We start from the raw sequence: 20,910 nt of genomic DNA on the forward strand, positions 1-20,910 counted from the left end.
ATGACTGACAAGACTTTCCTGGTGGAAATCGGCACGGAAGAGCTGCCGCCGAAGGCGCTGCGCTCACTGGCTGAATCCTTTGCTGCCAACGTCACGGCGGAACTTGACGCAGCCGGCCTGCAACACGGCGACGTGCAGTGGTTCGCCGCGCCGCGCCGCCTGGCGCTGAAAGTGCCGGCGCTGAGCGCCGCCCAGGCTGACCGCGAAATCGAAAAACGCGGCCCGGCGATTGCCCAGGCGTTCGATGCCGACGGCAAGCCGACCAAAGCGGCCGAAGGCTGGGCGCGCGGCTGCGGGATCACCGTGGATCAGGCGGATCGCCTGAGCACCGACAAAGGCGAGTGGCTGGTTCACCGCGCCCACGTCAAAGGCGAAAGCGCGCAGAGCCTGCTGCCGGGCATGATCGCCACCGCCCTCGGCAAGCTGCCGATCCCGAAACTGATGCGCTGGGGTGACTCTGACGTGCAGTTCGTGCGCCCGGTACACACCGTGACGCTGCTGCTGGGTGATGAGCTGATCCCGGCCACCATTCTGGGCATCCCTTCCGATCGCGTGATCCGCGGCCACCGCTTTATGGGCGAGCCGGAATTCCGCATCGACCACGCTGACCAGTACCCGGCTCTCCTGCTGGAGCGCGGCAAGGTGCTGGCGGATTACGAACAGCGTAAAGCCAAAATCAAAGCCGATGCCGAAGAAGCGGCGCGCCAGATTGGCGGCCAGGCTGACCTGAGCGACAGCCTGCTGGAAGAGGTCACCTCGCTGGTGGAGTGGCCGGTGGTGCTGACGGCGAAATTCGAAGAGAAATTCCTGGCGGTACCGGCGGAAGCGCTGGTCTACACCATGAAAGGTGACCAGAAATATTTCCCGGTGTATGACGCCGCCGGCAAACTGCTGCCGAACTTCATTTTCGTCGCCAACATTGAATCGAAAGATCCGCAGCAGATTATCTCCGGTAACGAAAAAGTGGTGCGCCCGCGTCTGGCGGATGCCGAATTCTTCTTCAATACCGACCGCAAACAGCGGCTGGAAGATAACCTGCCGCGCCTGGAAACCGTGCTGTTCCAGAAACAGCTCGGCACCCTGCGCGACAAAACCGACCGTATTCAGGCGCTGGCGGGCTGGATCGCCGGTCAGATTGGTGCAGACGTGGAGCACGCGCGCCGCGCCGGTCTGCTCTCCAAGTGTGACCTGATGACCAACATGGTGTTTGAGTTCACCGACACCCAGGGCGTGATGGGCATGCACTACGCCCGCCACGACGGCGAAGCGGAAGATGTGGCCGTGGCGCTGAACGAACAGTACCAGCCGCGTTTTGCCGGTGATGCCCTGCCGGCCTCGCCGGTGGCCTGCGCGCTGGCGATTGCCGACAAAATGGATACCCTGGCGGGCATCTTCGGCATCGGCCAGAACCCGAAAGGGGCCTCTGACCCGTTCGCCCTGCGCCGTGCCGCGCTCGGCGTGCTGCGCATCATCGTGGAAAAGAACCTGAACCTCGATCTGCAAACCCTGGCAGAAGAAGCGGTGCGCCTGTACGGCGACAAGCTGACCAACGCCAACGTGGTGGATGACGTGGTGGAGTTCATGCTGGGCCGCTTCCGCGCCTGGTATCAGGAAGAAGGCCACGCGGTTGACACCATTCAGGCAGTGCTGGCGCGCCGCCCGACCCGCCCGGCGGACTTCGATGCCCGCATGAAAGCGGTGTCGCACTTCCGTGGCCTGGAGGCCGCCGCCGCGCTGGCCGCCGCCAACAAACGCGTCTCCAACATTCTGGCGAAATCCACTGAAACGCTGAACGACAGCGTGCAGGCGTCGCTGCTGAAAGAGAACGAAGAGATCCAGCTGGCTACCTTCGTGATGGCGCTCGGCAGCAAGCTGCAACCTTACTACGCGGAAGGCCGTTATCAGGAGGCGCTGGGTGAACTGGCCCAACTGCGTGAAGCAGTCGATAACTTCTTCGAAAAAGTAATGGTGAACGCCGACGATCAGGCGGTGCGTATCAACCGCCTGACCCTGCTGAGCAAACTGCGTGACCTGTTCCTGCAGGTGGCGGACATTTCGCTGTTGCAGTAAAAAGATCGCGTGATTAGCCAGAAAAAGGCAGAAAAAAACCCGCTCCGGCGGGTTTTTTTATTGGGCGGCCCCTTCAGCGAAGCGGGCGGGTGCGTCACGCTGCCGGGTTAACTCTCCAGCAACTGACGGCTGAGATACGGGTTGGCATTCAACAGGCGCATCAGTTTTTGCGCGGTGGAGGAGGGGCGGCAACTGTTGGCTTCCCACTTTTTCACCTGCGCCACACTGACACCCATGCATTTGGCAAACTCATCAATTTGCATCCCTGCGCGCTCACGCAGCTTTTTCGGTTCCGGCAAGGCGTTATTTTCTTGATTTGCCATCAGATTGACGGCAGGCACGGCCCCATATTCAAAACTATCCAGTAACTCATTGAACAATTCACGATCCATAGTGGCTCCCGAAACTAGCTGTTACGACGACATTCAACAACCGTCATTCCATTTTGCTTAAAACTATAAGCACTAAGACTATAAGCCAGATTTCGCCGGGCGGGGGGAAATTTTGTGCAGGTTTTGCTGTTAATTTGTCCCTGAATTGGCACTTTTCCGAACAGCCGGCGGGAAAATACAGGAAATTTAACGCTGGATCGCGATCGCAACCCCGTGCGGCATGAGTACCTTATCAACCGCAGATGATCTATTCTTAGGGCACAAAACCTGCCCGTGCAGCGGGCGGAAATAATGGACATCAAAGGGGAGTTGGGCACATGGCAGTAGGGATTAACAGCAGACGCGTTGCGCGCTGGATGGCGCCGTTATTGGCACTGATGGTGGTGTTGCAGCTCACGGCCTGTGGCGACAAAGAGGGCGACGAGCGCAAGGCGTTCATCGACTACCTGCAAAACACCGTGATGCGCAGCGGGCAGAACCTGCCGACGCTGAGCGAAGACCAGAAACAGAAACTCGGCAACTATGCCAATGACTATCAGGTGCTGGTGACCTTCTCCCGCCAGATGAAACAGGGCATCAACAACAGCCTGGGGCCGGTGGTGAATACCCTCGGGCAGATCCGGGTGCCGCAGGACTATATGCAGCAGCACGACACGCTGGCGCAGGAGCTGGGCACGCTGAACATGCTCGGCCAGCAGATCCAGACGGCCAAAGCGCAGGCGGACACCGCCCACGCGGCGATGAAGCACCCGGACGATTTGAAAGGGATCTACAACCAGGCGTATGACACCATCGTCACCCGCCCGGCCAATGGCATTATGCCGGTGATCCCGGCGCTGGCCGGGTTCGCCCAGTCGGTGGTGCAGGTGGGCGACTACCTGATCCAGCAGGGCAACCAGGTCACGTTCGACAACAACCAGGTACAGCTCCAGACGCAGCAGCAGGTGACGCAGTACAACACCATGATGTCGGAACTGACCACCAAACAGTCGGTGCTGCTTACCGCGCAGAAAGCCGTGCTCGGCCAGTTCTGACGGCATAACGCACGCCAGCCACCTGCGGGTGGCTTTTTTGTGCCCGGTGTCTCACTGAGGCGCGTGTGAGAAAATGTGGTCGTTTTTGACGACCGGGAAGGCAGCCGATAACGTAGGCTGCATGCTTCGCCGGAAAATGTGATTCCGTCGGAAACGTGATAACCAGAAGGAAACCCTATGAAATACCCCGTAATGACGCTGGCCGGTGCGCTGATGCTGGCCCCGGTGCTGACCCACGCCGCAGAGACCACCACCTTCACGCCGGCCCAGCAGGAGGCGATCGGCAAGATTGCCGCCGAGTACCTGGTGCAGCACCCGGAAGTGCTGGTGCAGGCCAGCCAGAAACTGGAAGCGCAACAGCAAGAGCAGCAGCAACAGGCCTCGCTGAATGCGGTGCTGCAAAACAGTGAAGCGTTGCTGAATGACGCCGACACCCCGGCCATCGGCCCGAAAAATGCCAAAGTGGCGCTGGTGGAGTTCTTCGATTACCAGTGCGTCTATTGCAGCCACATGGCCCCGCTGGTCGAGCAGACGGTGAAAGCCAACCCGCAGGTGCGGTTTGTGTTTAAAGAGTGGCCGATCTTCGGCCAGCGCTGGGAGCCGTCCATTACCGCGGCGGAAACCGGCATGGCGGTCTACAAAGAGAAGGGCGCGGATGCCTACTTCACCTACCACAACGCCATTTACCATACCGGCCACGATGAGGGCAAACTGACGCAAGCCGACATCACTGCCGCCGTCAAAGCCGCGGGCGCGGCCCAGCCAACGGAAGCCACCCGTAAAAAGACCCACGCAGCGCTGGCGAAAACCGACGATCTGGCGCGGGTGCTCGGCTTCAGCGGCACCCCGGCGTTTGTCGTGATGCCGACCCAGGGCGCAACGGCGGAAAACAGCACCGTGCTGCCGGGCGCAGTGTCAGCGGAAGCGCTGCAAACTGCCATCAATAAAGCACAGGGGAAATAACCCCCACGGCCTGCCCTGTGTGCAGGGCAGGCCGCTTTCGCCTTTCCCTTTCTTCCCCTCTTTACTGCCTTGTTTCGCCCGCCGCCGGTGCGACAACACATTCATCTGCCTGCCATCACTTTCTTTCAGAATTCATCACATTGTTGGTGGGATTGTCTACAGTTGGGTGTAGGACAAATCTTAAGCAGCTGGACGGCGTCTCACCGCAAAATAAATTGTGAGTGAAATCACAATTTCAAGAAAAAGCGGCATTTAACAAATGTGATACATATCACGGTTTATTCTGTCAGTAACCGGTTTACCGGCCTATCTGACGGTTCTTCAAAGCATATTTGTGATGAATATCACGCTATGTACCGGGTTAACTGGGGCTAAAGTGTGATGTGAATCACAAAAAAGTGGGGCGCTACGCGCGTAAAAAAGAGCGTGGTAGAGTCCGCCCTGCATATGGCAATAGCGACGGGGATGCCGTCCCGTCTCAACGACTTCACGCGCTCTTATTGGCAGCGCGTATCAATAGGGGTGTGTTTTATGTTTTCACCAGACGTTAAGGTCAAAGTCCAGAATTTTGGCCGTTTTCTGAGCAACATGGTGATGCCCAACATCGGCGCATTTATCGCCTGGGGGATTATCACTGCACTGTTTATCCCAACCGGCTGGTTGCCGAACGAAACCTTAGGCAAGCTGGTCGGCCCGATGATCACCTACCTGCTGCCGCTGCTGATCGGTTATACCGGCGGTAAACTGGTGGGCGGTGAGCGCGGCGGCGTAGTAGGCGCGATCACCACCATGGGCGTGATTGTCGGCGCGGACATGCCGATGTTCCTCGGCGCGATGATTGCCGGCCCGCTCGGCGGCTGGGCGATCAAACGCTTCGACCGCTGGGTAGACGGCAAAATCAAAAGCGGCTTCGAGATGCTGGTCAACAACTTCTCGGCCGGCATCATTGGGATGCTGCTGGCGATCCTTGCGTTCCTCGCCATTGGCCCGCTGGTGGAGACGCTCTCCAAACTGCTGGCAGCCGGTGTACACATCATGGTGGTACACAACCTGCTGCCGCTGACCTCCATCTTTGTGGAACCGGCGAAAATCCTGTTCCTCAATAACGCCATCAACCACGGCATCTTCTCGCCGCTGGGCATCCAGCAGGCCACGGAAGCCGGTAAATCGATCTTCTTCCTGATCGAAGCCAACCCCGGCCCGGGGATGGGCGTGCTGGTGGCTTACATGTTCTTTGGCCGCGGCAATGCCAAGCAGTCTGCGGGTGGTGCGGCGATTATCCACTTCCTCGGCGGCATCCATGAGATCTACTTCCCGTATGTGCTGATGAACCCGCGCCTGCTTCTGGCGGTCATCCTCGGCGGCATGAGCGGCGTCTTCACCCTGACCCTGCTGAACGGCGGGCTGGTTTCCCCGGCGTCCCCGGGTTCCATCCTGGCGATTCTGGCGATGACGCCGAAAGGCGCGTACTTCGCTAACCTCTGCGCGGTAGTGGTGGCCTTTGCCGTCTCCTTCGTGGCGTCTGCCATCCTGCTGAAAAGCACCAAGGCGAAAGAAGAGGACGATCTGGAAGAAGCGACCCGTCGCATGCATGACATGAAAGCCCAGTCCAAAGGCGGCCAGCCTGCGGCGGCGGCACTGGCTAACGACGGCGACATGAGCACCGTGCGCAAAATCATTGTGGCCTGTGATGCCGGTATGGGTTCCAGCGCGATGGGCGCGGGCGTGCTGCGCAAAAAAGTGCAGGATGCCGGGCTGAAAAATGTGTCAGTGACCAACAGCGCCATCAACAATTTGCCGGATGATGTCGATCTGGTGATCACCCACCGTGACCTCACCGAACGCGCGATGCGCCATGCCCCGCAGGCGCAGCACATTTCGCTGACCAACTTCCTGGACAGCAAGCTCTACAGCGACCTGACCAGCCGCCTGGTGGCGGCCAATAACAGCAGCATGCACCAGCAGAAAGTGATCACCACGCTGGATGACAGCTTCGACGCCACCGAGCAGAACCTGTTCCGCCTGACTGCTGCCAACGTGTTCCTCGGCCAGCAGGCCGGCAACAAAGAGCAGGCGATCCGCTTCGCCGGTGAGCAACTGGTGAAAGGCGGCTACGTGCAGCCGGAGTATGTGGAGGCGATGCTGGCGCGTGAAAAACTCACCTCCACCTATCTGGGTGAGTCGATCGCCGTGCCGCACGGCACCATCGAGGCGAAAGACCGGGTGCTGAAAACCGGCGTGGTGTTCTGCCAGTACCCGCAGGGCGTGCGCTTCGGTGACGAAGAGGATGAGGTGGCGAAACTGGTGATCGGGATTGCTGCCCGCAACAATGAGCACATCCATGTGATCACCAGCCTGACCAACGCGCTGGATGATGACACGGTGATCGCGCGGCTCTCCACCACCCGGGACGTGCAGGAAGTGCTAAACCTGCTGACCGGAAAACAGGTCGCCTGACCGTAAACTGACCGGGCCGGAATGGCCCGGTTGCTATTTATATGATATGGCAGGGCGGGTTATAGGATTCAGGGGAAGGGCGGGCACTGCGCGCTTCCCGCTTTTCAGGTTTGTGACCGGCAGGATCGTCACTACGTTTCAAGGAATACATGATGAAAGCATTACATTTTGGCGCCGGGAATATTGGCCGCGGCTTTATCGGGAAATTACTGGCAGATGCCGGGATCGAGCTGGTGTTTGCGGATGTGAACCAGACCGTGCTGGACGCGCTCAACAGCCGCGGCAGCTATGACGTGCACGTGGTGGGTGAGCAGGCGCGCGTAGAGCCGGTGAGCAACGTCTCCGCCGTCAACAGCGGCAGCCAGGAGGCGATTGACCTGATCGCAGCGGTTGACCTGGTCACCACCGCCGTCGGCCCGAACATTCTGGCGCGCATCGCCCCGGCAGTCGCCAAAGGGCTGGTGAAACGCCACCAGCTCGGCAACCAGCAGCCGCTGAACATTATCGCCTGTGAAAACATGGTGCGCGGCACCAGCCAGTTTAAACAGCACGTCTATGACGCGCTGCCGGAAGAGGAAAAAGCGTGGGTAGATGAGCACGTCGGCTTCGCGGATTCCGCCGTTGACCGCATTGTGCCGCCTGCCGCCGCCGGCAGCACCGACCCGCTGGAAGTCACCGTGGAAACCTTCAGCGAGTGGATCGTGGACAAAACCCAGTTCGTCGGCCAGCCGCCGCAGATCGCCGGCATGGAACTCACCGACAACCTGATGGCCTTTGTGGAGCGTAAGCTGTTTACCCTCAACACCGGCCACGCCATCACCGCGTACCTCGGCAAACAGGCCGGGCACGCCACCATCCGTGATGCCATCCTTGACCCGGCTATCCGTGCGGTAGTGAAGGGCGCGATGGAAGAGAGCGGCGCGGTGCTGATCAAACGCTACGGCTTTGATGCGGAAAAACATGCCGCCTACATCAACAAGATTCTGGGCCGTTTCGAAAACCCTTACCTGCAGGATGATGTGGAGCGTGTCGGCCGCCAGCCGCTGCGTAAACTCAGCGCCGGCGACCGCCTGATAAAACCGCTGCTCGGCACGCTGGAGTACAACCTGCCGCACACCAACCTGATCACCGGCATTGCGGCGGCGCTGCACTACCGCAGTGAAAGTGACCCGCAGGCCGCTGAGCTGGTGGACTTGCTGGCGAACCTCGGCCCGCAGGGTGCGCTGTCGCAGATCTCCGGCCTGCCGGCAGACAGCGCGGCCGTGGCAGAAGCCGTTGACGCCTATAACGCCCTCTAAGCGCGAAATGTGGTAAAAAGAGCGGCTGGCGGCGTGGTGCCGCCAGCCCCCCACGATGTTTCTCACCGCAACGGGGGCGTTGCCTCCGCCCGTATGGAGGCCAGGTATGGCCGGGTTTCCGGACGTTGTGACTCCCCTAACGCAAAATATCACCATGATTGACGCTGCACAGGCCTTTGAAAACCGGGTACTGGAAAAACTGAACGCCGGGAAAAGCGTTCGCGGGTTTATTATCGCCGCCGTTGAGCTGCTCACTGAGGCGGTCAACATTCTGGTATTACAGGTTTTCCGCAAAGATGATTACGCGGTGAAGTACGCCGTCGGGCCGCTGTTGAGCGGCAGCGGCCCGCTGGGCGAGTTATCCGTGCGGCTGAAACTGATGTATGGGCTGGGGGTGATCAGCCGCAATGAGTATGAAGATGCCGAGTTGCTGATGGCGATGCGCGAGGAGCTGAACCACGACGGCAACGAGTACCGTTTTACCGATGATGAGATCCTCGGGCCGTTTGGCGAACTGCACTGCGTGCCCGCCCTGCCGCCTGCCCCGGTGCTGACGCCGGGCGTGGTGCCGCTGGATGAGGCCTTACAGGCGATGCAACGCCAGCGCTATCAGCAGATGGTGCACTCGACCATGGTACTGTCAGTGACTGACCTTATCGCCGGGATCAGCCTGAAAAAGGCGTTCTGAGTGCCTGCCCCTGCCCGCATTCCGCTGTCGCCGGGCTGATGAAGCGCCCACTTCCTGCTACACTGTGCGCCAATCCCCCTTCTGATAACGTGCCTGACAGCGGCATAAACGGGCCATGACTATGAAAGAAAAAGAAAAAGCAGAGATTAAACTCCTCAGCGACAAGCTGGATGCCCTGAAACACAAAGACGCAACCATCATCGCGCAGGGTAACGGCGAGCTGATCGCCAAGCATGAGGAAGAGAAAGAGAAGCTGATCAAAGAGATCGCCCGCCTGAAAGAGGTGCAGATCAGCAAGCTGAGCACCCAGGCACAGGAGCTCTCCCGCCTGCCGTTCAGCCGTGAAATCTCCAAAAAAGAGCAGGCTGACATGGGCACTCTGAAAAAGAGCGTGCGCGGGCTGATTGTGGTTCACCCGATGACCGCCCTGGGCCGTGAAATGGGCCTGAAAGTCGTGACCGGTTACGCGAAAAAACCGTTCTGATGTGCCGGGCCGGTCTCACACCGGCCCGCGTTCCTTTCTCAGCCGCCGCGCGGCTTGCCGTCCAGCCGGGCGCTGAAACTCTCAATCTTCCGGCTCTCCAGCCTGACCTGCATCTTGCTGCTCCAGCTCGCGGCCAGCCCCGCTGCACCCAACAGCCGCCGGTACTGCTCTTCGTCATAGGGCTGGTTAAAGGCGATGGAAATCGCCTCGGCGACGCTGACCTCGCTGTTGCGGGTCAATAACTCCAGCGGCTGCCCGTCACTGATATACCCCGGTGACAGCACGCGGTAGAGCCAGCCACAGCGGCCGCTCTGCTGGATAACGTGCGAAAGCTGCGCCACGCCGAGGTGAATCCCGATTTTGTAGCAGGGTGAGCGCGGCTGCGTGACCTGAATCAGCGCCTCGCCCCAGCGGAAAATATCCCCGATGAACACGTTCTGCTCGGTGAGGCCCAGGGTAGAGATATTTTCACCAAAGCCGGGCGGCTGGAAATGCTCCGCCTGCTGCGGGAACTGCTGGCTCAGGTGAGCGTAATGCTCACGCGGAAAATGGCACAGGGCACGGTCCGGCCCGCCATGAAAATGCGTTTCTGCCTGCTGGTCACCCTCCAGGCCAAGTGGCGTCAGCAAAATCCGGCCTTCTGCGGCGCGTTTGCTGATGCCGCTCGGGCGCATGGTTTCATACTCCCTGACCGGGCCGATAAACACCTGAGGATAGTGCATAGTCTCTCCTTTGCGGGGCAGGCGGTGCCTGCGGATGTTTCCAGCTTATGGCAGCGCATAAAAAATGCCAGCGCACGCGCCGGCATTCTTGTGGTCAACGGCGGCCGGGGCCGCGCGTTTAACGGGATTATTTTTTCGCAGCGAAACGTGCAGCCGCTTCATCCCAGTTCACCACGTTCCAGAACGCCTTGATGTAGTCCGGGCGTTTGTTCTGGTATTTCAGGTAGTAAGCGTGTTCCCACACGTCCAGGCCCAGCAGCGGGTAACCGGAAGCACCGGCAACGGCTTCGCCCATCAGCGGGTTGTCCTGGTTGGCGGTTGAAACCACAGCCAGTTTGCCGTCATCTTTCAGCACCAGCCAGGCCCAGCCGGAACCGAAACGGGTGGCAGCGGCTTTTTCAAAGGTCTCTTTGAAGCTGTCGATGCTGCCGAAATCACGTTCGATGGCGTCTTTCAGCTCACCCTGCAGGGTGGTGCCGATTTTCAGGCCTTTCCAGAACAGGCTGTGGTTGGCGTGGCCGCCGGCGTTGTTGCGCAGCACGGTTTTCTTGTCAGCCGGAACCAGGTCCAGTTTGGTGATCAGTTCGTCAACCGGCAGGGCAGCCAGTTCCGGCAGGCTTTCCAGCGCGGCGTTGGCGTTGTTGACGTAAGTCTGGTGATGTTTGGTGTGATGGATCTCCATCGTCTGCTTGTCGAAATGTGGCTCAAGTGCGTCGTATGCGTAAGGCAGGGATGGCAGTGAGTAACTCATATTCTTCATCTCCATTGGTGTTTTGCGGCGCAGGGCAGGTGCAAGCACCGCGTAAGCAGTCGGATCATTATAGTTAATTAAATGATATTGAAAATGATTATCTCAGGCCGCCCCGGCCGCGGCACGGGGCGGAATCAGCGACTTATAGCCCGCTGACATATCGGTAAAAAAATCGATCTAAGCGGCTCAGTACAACCGCTGTGGGTGAGTATAGACGGTGGCGCGGCCCGGTTTGCTAAAGCCCACCAGCGTCAGGTTGCAGCGTTCTGCCACTTCAACCGCCAGCGTGGTGGCGGCAGAAACGGCGAAGAGAATCTCCGCGCCGCACATTGCGGCTTTTTGCACCATCTCATAGCTGGCCCGGCTGGAGACCAGCACCGCGCCCGCCTGCCATGCCGGTTTTCCGCTGCGCACGCCCAGCAGTTTGTCGAGCGCCACATGGCGGCCCACATCCTCACAGCCGCCGAGCAAGGTGCCCTCCGGCGCAATCCAGGCGGCGGCATGGGTGCAGCCGGTAAGCTGGCCGACCGGCTGGTACTCTTTAAGCGACGCCAGCGCGCCGTCAAGCCGGGACAGCGAAAACTGCTGGGTAAAGGGCAGCGGGACCAGCGGGCGGAAAAGATCGCCGAGCTGCTCCACCCCACACACCCCGCAGCCGGTGCGGCCCGCCATGGCGCGGCGGCGCTCCTTCAGCCCGGCAAAGCGGCGGCTGGAGAGCTCCACCTGTACTTCGATGCCGTTGCAGGAGGGAAGAATATCGATGCCGTAAATCTCCTGCGGCGTCTCGATAATGCCTTCCGAGAGCGAAAAACCGAGCGCAAACGCCGCCAGATCTTTGGGCGTCGCCATCATCACCACATGGGAGATGCCGTTATACACTAGCGCCACCGGCACCTCTTCGGCCAGCCAGTCCGCTTCGGCGGTGTCCAGCCGGGTACGCGGGAAGACCTGGCGCTGTTGCGCGCCGTCACGCGGTTCCCCGCCGGCGGTTACCGCGCCGTTACTCTGTTTTGTACGTTCGTTCACGTGCCTGTACCTGATTTTTAACACCCACAGGGTTACTGTGGTACTGTGCCGGAAAGGGCAGAAGTGCCCACCTTAGCGCTGTTCAGACGCGAACAGAACCGATTTGTTCTATCGGCGTTGTCCACGACGACGGCCATTCACCAGGAGAGCGACGCCATGAGCATCCGTATTGTGCCTAACCGCGGTGCCACCGCACCCCAAACCAGGATGTCCGCGGCGCATGCCATACCGCCGCTGTTGTTTGCCAACCTGAAAAGCCTCTACGCCCGGCGCGCGGAGCGGTTGCGGCATCTGGCAGAAGAGAGCCCGTTGCAGGATCTGCTGGCGTTTGCCGCCCTGATTGCCGATGCCCAGCAGCACGCGCTGCACGACCATCCGCTGACCATGGACATGTCAGCGCTGCTCGCCAGCACGGCGAAAACCGCCCTGCCGCCGCTGGATATTCACACCTTTGAGCGTGACCCACACTGGCGCACGCTGTTGCAGGCGATCATGGCGGAGCTGCGCCCGCAGGTTGACCCGCACCTGCGGGCGGTGCTGGAGAACCTGGAGAAGTGCTCGGAAAACCAGCTGGAAAATTACGCCGCCGCGCTGCTTACCCGGGAATTCACCGACGTGGGCAGCGAAACCGCGCCGCTGATCTGGGCGGCGCTCTCGCTTTACTGGGCGCAGATGGCGGCGCTGATCCCCGGCAAGGCGCAGGTGGAGCACGGCGAGCATCGCCAGTTCTGCCCGACCTGCGGCAGCATCCCGGTTTCCAGCCTGGTGCATCTCGGCTCGGTAAGCGGGATGCGCTACCTGCACTGCAACCTGTGCGAGTGCGAATGGCATGTGATGCAGGCCAAATGCAGCAACTGCGAACATACCCACGGGCTGAACTACTGGTCGCTGGACGATATCTCCTCGCCGGTGAAGGCCGAAAGCTGTGACGACTGCGGCACCTACCTGAAAATCCTGTTCCAGGAGCATGACCCGAACGTAGAGCCGGTGGCGGATGACCTCGCCACGCTGGTGCTGGATGCCAAAATGGAAGATGAGGGGTTCGCCCGCAGCAGCATTAACCCGTTCCTGTTCCCCGACGGCTGAGCAACGCCGTGGGCGGCTGCTACGCTTAAAGGGTGCGCCGGTGTTTCAGAGCATTCTGTGGCGGTGGCGGCCCCGGCGTGGGTTACCCTTGCGGTACGCAATCAGCTAACCCGATAAAAAGAGGAACAAGGATGATGTTAAAAAGCGCGATGAAATTTACCGCCGTGGCACTGTTGGCGGCCGGGCTGATGGCCTGTGATGACAAACCGGATACCACCCCGACGCCGCCGCCCCCGGCTTCCAAACCCACCGTGGCTGCGAACCCGTCGTCCGTGTCGCCGGAAACCCAGGTGGTGCAGGGCAGCCAGCCGGTGCCGGTTGCGCCCGCCAATGGGGTGGATGTCTCGCTGCTGACCGGCAAAATCGGCTTCCACCTGCCGGCCGGGTTCTCAGACCAGACCCAGCAGGCGGGCATCGCCAATACTGAGCAGTCCCATACCCAACTGTTTATCGACAGCCACAGCCGCCAGCTGGCCGTGACCTCGGAAGTGGTGCCGCCGGCCGGGCAGGTGATTGATACCAGTGACGCGGCGTTTGCCGGGTTGTCAAAAGGGTTGCTGAACGGCCTGAGCAACCAGTACCAGGACATCAAGAAAACCGACGAAAAAACCTTGACCCTCGGCGGCCAGCGTTTCCGCCGGATGGACACCGAACAGCGCGTGAAGGGCCAGCCGGTGCTGGCGACCACCCTGTTCACCGTGCTCGACAAAAAGGTCGTGACCCTACAGGTGGTGACACCGGTCAACAACGGTGAGGCGCACGATACCCTGATGAAATCCATTACAGACAGCATCAAAGTAAAAGGCTGAGGCCCACGGTGCCCTTACGCATCCCTGAAGGAGGACGGTAAAGTTGAAACTCATCGGCAGTTATACCAGCCCTTATGTGCGCAAGATTTCAGTCATGTTGCTGGAAAAGGGCATCGATTTTGATTTTGTGAATGATTCACCCTGGGCAGACGACACGCAGGTGCCGCACTTCAACCCGCTGGGTAAAGTGCCGGCCCTTATCGCGGATGATGGCGAGATCTGGTTCGATTCCCCGGTGATCGCCGCATATCTCGACACCTTGCCCGGCGGCACGCCCCTGTTGCCGGCCGACCCGGCGGCTGCCCTGCGGGTGCGGCGGCTGGAGGCGCTGGCGGACGGCGTGACGGATGCTGCCGTGGCGCTGGTACTGGAGAAACGCCGCGAGGCGGATAAGCAGGATGAGGCGTGGATTGTGCGCCAGCGTGGGGTGCTGAACCGGGGGCTGGATGCGCTGGAGCAGTACGCCGCCTCGCACCGGGATCTTAACGGTGAAACGCTCAACCTGGCGGACATCGCCGTCGCCTGTGCGCTGGGCTACATCAATTTCCGCCGCGTGGCACCCAACTGGTGTGTGGAGCGGCCGACGCTGATCGCGCTGGTGGAGCGACTATTCCAGCGGGAAAGCTTCGCCCGGACAACACCTCCTTAAACCGCATCTTACTGATTTCACCCGTTTCACCGGCCGGTGCGCGATGCGCCGGCCTTCCTGTACTGATCCTCTCCCGGCAAAAATAGTGTGAGATAACTCGAAGAGTTAGGTTGCGCATCCTGCGTGTGGTGTTGTGGCGTCTACATTTTAAGCAAACCTGTCGGCCCGGCCCCGGCTGTTCAGCGCTTGCTGTGTGGGAAGACGCGCCGGGCGTTACTTATTACCCACGAGACAGGCGTGCGGGCGTGGCCCGCCACGCCAAGGAGCACACCATGCCTTATGATCAACCCTCGAGTGCCGTGATCCCCGGTGAATATGGTTTCCCGCTGAAACTTAAAGCGCGTTATAACAACTTTATCGGCGGTGAATGGGTGCCGCCCGCCAATAACCAGTACTTCCCGAACGTGACGCCGGTCACCGGCCAGGTGATGTGTGAAATCGCCAGCTCCAGCACGCAGGACGTGGATCGCGCGCTGGATGCGGCGCATCAGGCTAAAGGCGAGTGGGGCCGCATGTCGGTGCAGCAGCGCGCCACTATTCTTAACCGCATCGCCGATCGCATGGAGCAGAACATTGAGCTGCTGGCCGCCGCCGAAACCTGGGACAACGGCAAACCGATCCGCGAAACCACCGCCGCCGATGTGCCGCTGGCGATTGACCACTTCCGCTATTTCGCCGCCTGCATCCGCGCGCAGGAAGGGGGGATCAGCGAAATCGATCAGGACACCGTGGCCTACCATTTCCACGAGCCGCTGGGCGTGGTCGCGCAGATTATCCCGTGGAACTTCCCGCTGCTGATGGCCTGCTGGAAAATGGCCCCGGCGCTGGCCGCCGGTAACTGCATTGTGCTGAAACCGGCCAAACTCACGCCGATGTCGATTCTGCTGATGATGGAGCTGATTCAGGATCTGCTGCCGCCGGGCGTGATCAACGTGGTGAACGGCTCCGGCAGTGAAATCGGGGAATATCTGGCGACGTCAAAACGCATCGCCAAAGTGGCCTTTACCGGCTCCACCGAGGTCGGCCAGCAGATCATGGGGTACGCGGCGCAAAACGTGATCCCGGTGACGCTGGAGCTGGGCGGCAAATCGCCGAACATTTTCTTTGCGGATGTGATGGACAAAGAGGATGCCTTCTTTGACAAGGCGCTGGAAGGCTTCGCGCTGTTTGCGTTCAACCAGGGTGAAGTCTGTACCTGCCCAAGCCGCGCGCTGGTACAGGAATCGATTTACGAGCGGTTCATGGAGCGCGCCATTAAGCGCGTAGAAAGCATCCGCAGCGGCAACCCGCTCGACTCCGCCACCCAGATGGGGGCGCAGGTGTCGCAGGGGCAGATGGAAACCATCCTCAACTATATTGAAATCGGCAAAAAAGAGGGCGCGGATGTGCTGACCGGTGGCCGCCGCAAAACCCTGGGCGGCGATCTGGCGCAGGGCTACTATCTGGAGCCGACCATCCTGTTCGGGAAAAACAGTATGCGGGTCTTCCAGGAGGAGATCTTCGGGCCGGTGCTGGCGGTAACCACCTTCAAAGATATGGATGAGGCGCTGGCGATCGCCAATGACACCGATTACGGGCTGGGGGCGGGCGTCTGGAGCCGCAACGGCAACGTCGCTTACCAGATGGGGCGGCAGATCCAGGCCGGGCGCGTATGGACGAACTGCTACCACGCCTACCCGGCCCATGCAGCATTTGGCGGCTACAAGCAGTCGGGCATCGGGCGGGAAACCCACAAAATGATGCTGGAACACTACCAGCAGACCAAATGTTTGCTGGTCAGTTACTCGGAAAAACCCCTCGGCCTGTTCTGATGCCGATTGTGCTTACAATCCTCTGTTTTGAAATAAAAAACGGCAACGCATCGCGTTGCCGTTCTCTTCCTGATGGGGCAGTGCCGGATTAATACTGGCTAACGGCCTTGCTGTCGCGTTGACGCCCGCGCATAAACAGCACCACCAGCGTCAGCCAGCACATGCCGCTTAAAAAGTTGAACAGGTTAAACACGCCGCTGCCGCCCCAGCCGTAGGCCACTTTGGCGATCTCAATGCCTATGGTAAACACCAGCATACTCAGCACCCCCATCGCGGCCGACACCGTGCCTTTGCTCATCTCACTGGAGAACAGCGTCAGGCGGTAAAGCCCGGCGTTGGCAATGCCGATGCCGAAAGCGTAGAAGCTCAGCCCGGCCACCATCCACAGGTAGGCATGGGAAGAGTAAAGCGTGGCCGCGGCAGCCAGCAGCAGCCCGGCGACCATCGGCGCGGCACCCAGCCAGATCAGCGTTTCCACGGATTTCCTGCCGGTCAGGCGGGCCAGCGTGATATTGCCGATAATCAGCGCGCCGAATACCGGCACCTGCATCAGGCCATAGTCCAGCGTGCTCAGCCCTTCCCCCCGGATCAGCAGCACCGGCGACTGGGCAATCCAGGCCAGCAGCGGCAAACTGGCAAAACCAATCGCCAGTGCGCCGCACACAAAGCGGCTATTGCCCAGTACCACCCGGTAATCACGCCCCAGCCCGGTGAGGGACAGCGGCTCGCCCCGGCGGGTGGCGGTTTCCGGCATCGCCCGCCACAGGCCGTAAAAGGCAAAGGCGGACAGCAGGGCAAACAGCACAAACATGCTCTGCCACGGCAACCAGGCGATCAGCGCCGCGCCCGCCAACGGCCCGAGCAGCGGGGCAATCAGCGCCACGTTCGCCATCAGCGCAGTGATTTTGATGCACACCGATTCTTCAAAGGACTCCTGAATCGTCGCGTACCCCACCGCACCGATAAAGCACAGCCCGATACCCTGCAAAAAGCGCACCGCGATGAACTGTTCAATGGTCTGGGTAAACAGGATCGCCAGGCAGCTCAGGGTAAAAAAAGCCACGCCGGAGAGCATCACCGGGCGGCGGCCGCGCCGGTCAGAGAGTGGCCCCAGCAGCCATTGCAGGAACATGCCGCCGGCCAGATAGGCGGTCATAGAGGTCGGTACCCACTCCTCACCGGCATGAAATGCGGCCACTACCGCCAGCATGCCGGGCTGGATCATATCGTTGCCGATATAGGTCGCAAATTCGAACAGCACCAGCGAGAGCGGAAACCACAGCGCCCGGCGGCCCAGGCGGGCAACAGGAGGTATTGTGTTTGTCATAAATTAACTTAATGAATGTAAAAAGGAAAAATCGAAAAAGCCGCGCGGGCCATTGTCGGGAAAACGGTAAGGGCGGCTATTTTGCTGCCAATTGCCGGCCTTGGCAATCATGCCCGGTAAATATCGCACAATCTGAGTTTAGCGGATTTCAGGTTGTTGAATTCTCCGGCCGTATATAACCTCTTTTTAACAATAAACCGTTTTTAACAGTAAACAGTGACAAGGATGCGGCAGCGGCATGACTCACCGACTTATCTGGGTTGATAACCTGCGGGCGCTCGCCTGCCTGATGGTTATCCTGATCCACACCACTACCTATTATGTGACCACCGGCGTCTCTGTCGGCAACCTGAACTGGGATATTGCCAACCTGCTGAATTCCCTGTCGCGGGTCAGCGTGCCGCTGTTTTTCATGATCTCCGGCTACCTGTTTTTCGGGGATAAAAGCGCCGGAAAGAAGCACCTGCTGCGGATCGGTTGCTGTTTGCTGTTCTACAGCGCGGTGTCACTGGTGTATATCGCCCTGTTTACCCGCATCGGGTTCTGGCCGTCACTGCGTAACCTGCTGTTCAAGCCGGTGTTTTACCACCTCTGGTTTTTCTACGCGATCGCGGTGATTTACCTGCTCTCCCCACTGATTAACGTCAAACCCGTTGCGGCGCGCACGGCGCTGGGGATAGGTGTGGTGCTGGGGATTCTGGTGAACCCGCAAATGGCGCAGATTTCATGGCATCAGTTTCACCTTATCCCGGTGAATCTGTTTGTGGCCGGCGACACCTTTTATTACGTGCTGTATGCGCTGCTGGGCCGCGCCATCGGGATGATGGACACCCAACGGCGCGGCCTCACGATGCTGGCCGGGTTGCTGTTTGCAGCCGCTGTGGGGCTGATTGCCGTCTCCACCAAAAAACAGATGTTTATCAACGGCGCCTTTGCCGATACCTATTACGTCTACTGCGGCCCGCTGGTGTTTATTGCGGCCATTGCGCTGTTTGTCTGGGGCAAGAACAGCCTCGCCACGGCGATGCTGCCGGGCATGCGGCGCATTGCCGATCACTCCCTGGCGATTTATGGGTTTCATGCCCTGATCATTAACTTCATCCGCAGCCAGAAATGGGATGTGATCCGCTGGCCGCTGCTGGATATGGTATATGTTTTCGCGGTGGCGCTGGGCTTAAGCCTGCTGCTGGGCTATGCGGTGCGCCGCCTTGATCCGCGGCGGCTGGTCAGCTGACGCCCCAGCGCGCCTGGGCGCGGCGCAGCTGGCGGGCAGAGGTAAACCCGGCGGCCAGCGCCGCCTGCTCAATGCCGCATCCGTCCTGCAAGCGCTGGCGCGCTACCGCCAGCCGCAACTGTTCATGATAATCCCGCACGCTGATGCCGAGATGCTCGCGGAACAGCCGGGTCAGGTGGCGCTCACTGACATGGGCGCGCGCCGCGACCTCCTCCACCTGCCAGCGCGCTTCCGGGGCAGCGATCAGCGCATTCTGCGCCCGGTGCAGCGCCGGGTGCAGGTGGTTGCGGTAACGCAGCCAGGGCGAAAGCTGCGGATCGTCGCCGGAGCGGCGGAAATAGACCACCATGTCACGCGCCACTTCGGTGGCCGCCTGCGGCCCCTGCACGCGGGCGATGATATGCAGCGCTACATCAATGCCCGCCGTGATCCCTGCACTGGTGAGCACTTGCCGGTCTTCGATAAAAATGCGGTTTTCCCGCACCTGGGCGGCCGGGGCCTGCGCCCGCAGACGGGCGATAACATCATGATGGGTGGTGCACTGGTAACCATCCAGCAGCCCGGCGCGGGCCGCCAGCAGGGTACCCGAACAGACGCCGACCAGCAGCAGATCGCCCTGTTCCAGCGCCGGACGCTGCGCACGCAGCCACGCCTCCACGACCCGCGCCTCCGGGGTATCAAACCCGGTACGCGAATCTTTCACCCCCGGCACGATCAGGATTGCGCCGGGCGGCAGGGTATCAGGCAGCGGGCTAATGCCGCCCAACACCAGCCCGGTGGAGCTGGTAACCTGCGGAGCCGGGCCGATATAGTGCAGCGTGAACTGCCCGGCCAGCTGCAGCGCCTCTGCAGGGCCGGTCACATCCAGCGCCATCACCCCCGGCAGCACGATAAAGTACGCCTCGCGGCGCGGGCACGTGCTGTTCTGATCGGTGTACTCAGCCTGGTTAAGGGTCATCGCTTTTCTTCACCGCCTGCTGTTAATCGTCCAGCGTAATGGTCAACTGCCGCGCCAGATAACCCGCCCGATCCGGCTGTGCCTGTAACAGCATCCCGACGAACGCGTCACGCTCAAACGCCATCACCTGCATATCCCAGACGCAGAATGACTCTTCCCGCGCCCGACGCCAGCGGCCGTTGTCCGTGACCCAGACGTTCATGCGCAGCTCGTTTTCACTGTCCCACCAGCCGGCCACCAGATAGTCCATGGTCTTGCCCTGATGCTCAATCAAAAACCCGACGCCGGGGCGCTGGGGCGTTTGCGCCTGTGACGGCAACCACTGGGTGACCAGAGGGTGCGCTGCCATAAAATCCGCTTCCCCGCCCGCCAGTGGATAACGGATGGCGTAACGCTTCAGCGCCCAGTTGCCAAACTCCATCACCCCGAGCGGCGTGACCGGGCGCGGCAGATAAGGCTGAGGCTGCCAGACAACCTCCGCCAGAGGCGTGGCTTTTGGCGTCTCGTCCAGTTCCCGTAATGCACCTTCCACATCGCAGACATGGGCGAACCTCTCCGCCAGCACCAGCTCAGTCCGGTGCTTAATCTCAGCTACCGTGCTGGTTTCCCCGTCGGCATGGGTCATCGGGAAGGTCAGGGTGGCCTCGGTGACGTAAGTCACACGGTACCCGAGATCGGAAGCCACCCGCGCCGTGGTTTCGCAGCATTGCTCGGTGCGCATCCCGCTGATAATCAGGTGGTTAATGCCGCGGTCGCGCAGCCACTGATCCAGCCCGGAGTCGGTGAGGGCGTTATGCACACGTTTATGCACCACCAGATCCGGTTGATGGGTCAGGAACGGCAGCCGGGTCACCAGCCCGGAAGCCAGCGAGAACGGCCCCTGCGACACATGGAACACATCCACCACCGCCACCCCGCGTGCCTGACAGCCGTCAACCAACTGGTGCAGACGCTGCCGGAACAGCGGCAGATCCTCCTCCTGCCAAAACGGTTTGTGAAGAAAGGAGTGTTGAACATCGATAACCAACAGCGCGCTCTGTGACATATCCGGACTCCATCTGAGTAAAGTAACCTCATAATGGCGTAACTAAAAAAGAAGCGGAATGCCAAAAACAGCCATCCCTCTGTCACGGCAGGACGAATCACGCAAC

At 60.4% G+C, this 20,910-nt stretch carries 19 protein-coding genes; 12 read left to right on the forward strand and 7 right to left on the reverse strand.

The annotated features are described in order from the left end of the window. Window positions 1-2,070 carry a glycine--tRNA ligase subunit beta gene (gene glyS / locus CYR55_RS09380; protein WP_101815879.1) on the forward strand — a complete coding sequence of 690 codons (2,070 nt, stop codon included), beginning with the start codon at window positions 1-3 and terminating at the stop codon, window positions 2,068-2,070. 107 nt (window positions 2,071-2,177) lie between these two features. Here glyS and CYR55_RS09385 read toward each other — a convergent pair whose 3' ends face one another. Beyond that, on the reverse strand, window positions 2,178-2,462 hold the full coding sequence (locus tag CYR55_RS09385; protein WP_101815880.1) for a helix-turn-helix domain-containing protein: 285 nt from the start codon (window positions 2,460-2,462) through the stop codon (window positions 2,178-2,180). A 317-nt stretch (window positions 2,463-2,779) separates the two neighbouring features. On the opposite strand from CYR55_RS09385, the gene CYR55_RS09390 reads away from it, so the two are divergent. The 6 genes from CYR55_RS09390 (at window position 2,780) to CYR55_RS09415 (ending at window position 9,386) form a co-directional block, all read left to right on the forward strand. Next, the gene (locus tag CYR55_RS09390) at window positions 2,780-3,496 is read left to right on the forward strand and encodes a DUF3053 domain-containing protein (protein WP_101815881.1); all 717 of its coding nucleotides are present in this window, start codon (window positions 2,780-2,782) and stop codon (window positions 3,494-3,496) included. 177 nt (window positions 3,497-3,673) lie between these two features. Continuing rightward, entirely contained in the window at window positions 3,674-4,459 is a 786-nt protein-coding gene (locus tag CYR55_RS09395; RefSeq protein WP_101815882.1) for a DsbA family protein, read from the forward strand. A gap of 531 nt (window positions 4,460-4,990) precedes the next feature. Continuing rightward, entirely contained in the window at window positions 4,991-6,916 is a 1,926-nt protein-coding gene (locus CYR55_RS09400) for a PTS mannitol transporter subunit IICBA (protein ID WP_101815883.1), read from the forward strand. A 152-nt stretch (window positions 6,917-7,068) separates the two neighbouring features. Continuing rightward, window positions 7,069-8,214, forward strand: a complete 1,146-nt coding sequence (gene mtlD, locus CYR55_RS09405) for a mannitol-1-phosphate 5-dehydrogenase (RefSeq protein ID WP_101815884.1) — start codon at window positions 7,069-7,071, stop codon at window positions 8,212-8,214. A gap of 106 nt (window positions 8,215-8,320) precedes the next feature. Next, entirely contained in the window at window positions 8,321-8,902 is a 582-nt protein-coding gene (locus CYR55_RS09410; RefSeq protein WP_101815885.1) for an MltR family transcriptional regulator, read from the forward strand. A 121-nt stretch (window positions 8,903-9,023) separates the two neighbouring features. Next, window positions 9,024-9,386 carry a YibL family ribosome-associated protein gene (locus CYR55_RS09415; protein WP_101815963.1) on the forward strand — a complete coding sequence of 121 codons (363 nt, stop codon included), beginning with the start codon at window positions 9,024-9,026 and terminating at the stop codon, window positions 9,384-9,386. 38 nt (window positions 9,387-9,424) lie between these two features. Here CYR55_RS09415 and yiiM read toward each other — a convergent pair whose 3' ends face one another. The 3 genes from yiiM to fdhD all read right to left on the reverse strand — a co-directional run bounded on the left by yiiM (window position 9,425) and on the right by fdhD (window position 11,885). Then, window positions 9,425-10,108 (reverse strand): 6-hydroxyaminopurine reductase, encoded by a 684-nt coding sequence (yiiM, locus tag CYR55_RS09420; protein ID WP_101815886.1) that lies wholly within the window; start codon window positions 10,106-10,108, stop codon window positions 9,425-9,427. A gap of 127 nt (window positions 10,109-10,235) precedes the next feature. Beyond that, the gene (gene sodA, locus CYR55_RS09425; RefSeq protein WP_101815887.1) at window positions 10,236-10,859 is read right to left on the reverse strand and encodes a superoxide dismutase [Mn]; all 624 of its coding nucleotides are present in this window, start codon (window positions 10,857-10,859) and stop codon (window positions 10,236-10,238) included. Between the two features lie 186 nt (window positions 10,860-11,045). Then, window positions 11,046-11,885 carry a formate dehydrogenase accessory sulfurtransferase FdhD gene (fdhD, locus tag CYR55_RS09430; RefSeq protein ID WP_101815888.1) on the reverse strand — a complete coding sequence of 280 codons (840 nt, stop codon included), beginning with the start codon at window positions 11,883-11,885 and terminating at the stop codon, window positions 11,046-11,048. Window positions 11,886-12,041: 156 nt separating this feature from the next. On the opposite strand from fdhD, the gene fdhE reads away from it, so the two are divergent. The 4 genes from fdhE to exaC all read left to right on the forward strand — a co-directional run bounded on the left by fdhE (window position 12,042) and on the right by exaC (window position 16,240). Continuing rightward, a complete protein-coding gene (fdhE, locus tag CYR55_RS09435) occupies window positions 12,042-12,971 on the forward strand; it encodes a formate dehydrogenase accessory protein FdhE (protein WP_101815889.1) in 930 nt (309 codons plus the stop codon). A 131-nt stretch (window positions 12,972-13,102) separates the two neighbouring features. After that, on the forward strand, window positions 13,103-13,780 hold the full coding sequence (locus CYR55_RS09440; protein ID WP_101815890.1) for a DcrB/PsbP domain-containing protein: 678 nt from the start codon (window positions 13,103-13,105) through the stop codon (window positions 13,778-13,780). A gap of 43 nt (window positions 13,781-13,823) precedes the next feature. Continuing rightward, a complete protein-coding gene (locus CYR55_RS09445) occupies window positions 13,824-14,429 on the forward strand; it encodes a glutathione S-transferase (RefSeq protein WP_101815891.1) in 606 nt (201 codons plus the stop codon). Between the two features lie 272 nt (window positions 14,430-14,701). Next, on the forward strand, window positions 14,702-16,240 hold the full coding sequence (gene exaC, locus CYR55_RS09450) for an acetaldehyde dehydrogenase ExaC (RefSeq protein ID WP_101815892.1): 1,539 nt from the start codon (window positions 14,702-14,704) through the stop codon (window positions 16,238-16,240). An 88-nt stretch (window positions 16,241-16,328) separates the two neighbouring features. Here the strand turns inward: exaC and CYR55_RS09455 are convergent, their stop codons facing one another. Continuing rightward, window positions 16,329-17,567 carry an MFS transporter gene (locus tag CYR55_RS09455; RefSeq protein ID WP_101815893.1) on the reverse strand — a complete coding sequence of 413 codons (1,239 nt, stop codon included), beginning with the start codon at window positions 17,565-17,567 and terminating at the stop codon, window positions 16,329-16,331. 238 nt (window positions 17,568-17,805) lie between these two features. Here CYR55_RS09455 and CYR55_RS09460 point away from each other — a divergent pair, with 238 nt between their 5' ends. Then, window positions 17,806-18,801, forward strand: a complete 996-nt coding sequence (locus tag CYR55_RS09460; protein WP_101815894.1) for an acyltransferase — start codon at window positions 17,806-17,808, stop codon at window positions 18,799-18,801. Here CYR55_RS09460 and CYR55_RS09465 read toward each other — a convergent pair. Further along, entirely contained in the window at window positions 18,794-19,759 is a 966-nt protein-coding gene (locus CYR55_RS09465) for a GlxA family transcriptional regulator (protein WP_101815895.1), read from the reverse strand. The two genes, CYR55_RS09460 and CYR55_RS09465, sit on opposite strands and share 8 nt — an antisense overlap. A 22-nt stretch (window positions 19,760-19,781) precedes the next feature. Then, window positions 19,782-20,804 (reverse strand): cysteine hydrolase family protein, encoded by a 1,023-nt coding sequence (locus tag CYR55_RS09470; RefSeq protein ID WP_101815896.1) that lies wholly within the window; start codon window positions 20,802-20,804, stop codon window positions 19,782-19,784. Window positions 20,805-20,910: the final 106 nt, after the last annotated feature.

Source organism: Chimaeribacter californicus (genome assembly GCF_002858675.1).
GTDB classification, from domain to species: Bacteria; Pseudomonadota; Gammaproteobacteria; order Enterobacterales; family Enterobacteriaceae; genus Chimaeribacter; species Chimaeribacter californicus.

What these genes read in the sequence shown, in the direction of transcription:
- glyS (WP_101815879.1), top strand. Translation starts at nt 1, where the DNA reads ATGACTGACAAGACTTTCCTGGTGGAAATCGGCACGGAAGAGCTGCCG.
- CYR55_RS09385 (WP_101815880.1), bottom strand. Translation starts at nt 2,462, where the DNA reads ATGGATCGTGAATTGTTCAATGAGTTACTGGATAGTTTTGAATATGGG.
- CYR55_RS09390 (WP_101815881.1), top strand. Translation starts at nt 2,780, where the DNA reads ATGGCAGTAGGGATTAACAGCAGACGCGTTGCGCGCTGGATGGCGCCG.
- CYR55_RS09395 (WP_101815882.1), top strand. Translation starts at nt 3,674, where the DNA reads ATGAAATACCCCGTAATGACGCTGGCCGGTGCGCTGATGCTGGCCCCG.
- CYR55_RS09400 (WP_101815883.1), top strand. Translation starts at nt 4,991, where the DNA reads ATGTTTTCACCAGACGTTAAGGTCAAAGTCCAGAATTTTGGCCGTTTT.
- mtlD (WP_101815884.1), top strand. Translation starts at nt 7,069, where the DNA reads ATGAAAGCATTACATTTTGGCGCCGGGAATATTGGCCGCGGCTTTATC.
- CYR55_RS09410 (WP_101815885.1), top strand. Translation starts at nt 8,321, where the DNA reads ATGGCCGGGTTTCCGGACGTTGTGACTCCCCTAACGCAAAATATCACC.
- CYR55_RS09415 (WP_101815963.1), top strand. Translation starts at nt 9,024, where the DNA reads ATGAAAGAAAAAGAAAAAGCAGAGATTAAACTCCTCAGCGACAAGCTG.
- yiiM (WP_101815886.1), bottom strand. Translation starts at nt 10,108, where the DNA reads ATGCACTATCCTCAGGTGTTTATCGGCCCGGTCAGGGAGTATGAAACC.
- sodA (WP_101815887.1), bottom strand. Translation starts at nt 10,859, where the DNA reads ATGAGTTACTCACTGCCATCCCTGCCTTACGCATACGACGCACTTGAG.
- fdhE (WP_101815889.1), top strand. Translation starts at nt 12,042, where the DNA reads ATGAGCATCCGTATTGTGCCTAACCGCGGTGCCACCGCACCCCAAACC.
- CYR55_RS09440 (WP_101815890.1), top strand. Translation starts at nt 13,103, where the DNA reads ATGATGTTAAAAAGCGCGATGAAATTTACCGCCGTGGCACTGTTGGCG.
- exaC (WP_101815892.1), top strand. Translation starts at nt 14,702, where the DNA reads ATGCCTTATGATCAACCCTCGAGTGCCGTGATCCCCGGTGAATATGGT.
- CYR55_RS09455 (WP_101815893.1), bottom strand. Translation starts at nt 17,567, where the DNA reads ATGACAAACACAATACCTCCTGTTGCCCGCCTGGGCCGCCGGGCGCTG.
- CYR55_RS09460 (WP_101815894.1), top strand. Translation starts at nt 17,806, where the DNA reads ATGACTCACCGACTTATCTGGGTTGATAACCTGCGGGCGCTCGCCTGC.
- CYR55_RS09465 (WP_101815895.1), bottom strand. Translation starts at nt 19,759, where the DNA reads ATGACCCTTAACCAGGCTGAGTACACCGATCAGAACAGCACGTGCCCG.
- CYR55_RS09470 (WP_101815896.1), bottom strand. Translation starts at nt 20,804, where the DNA reads ATGTCACAGAGCGCGCTGTTGGTTATCGATGTTCAACACTCCTTTCTT.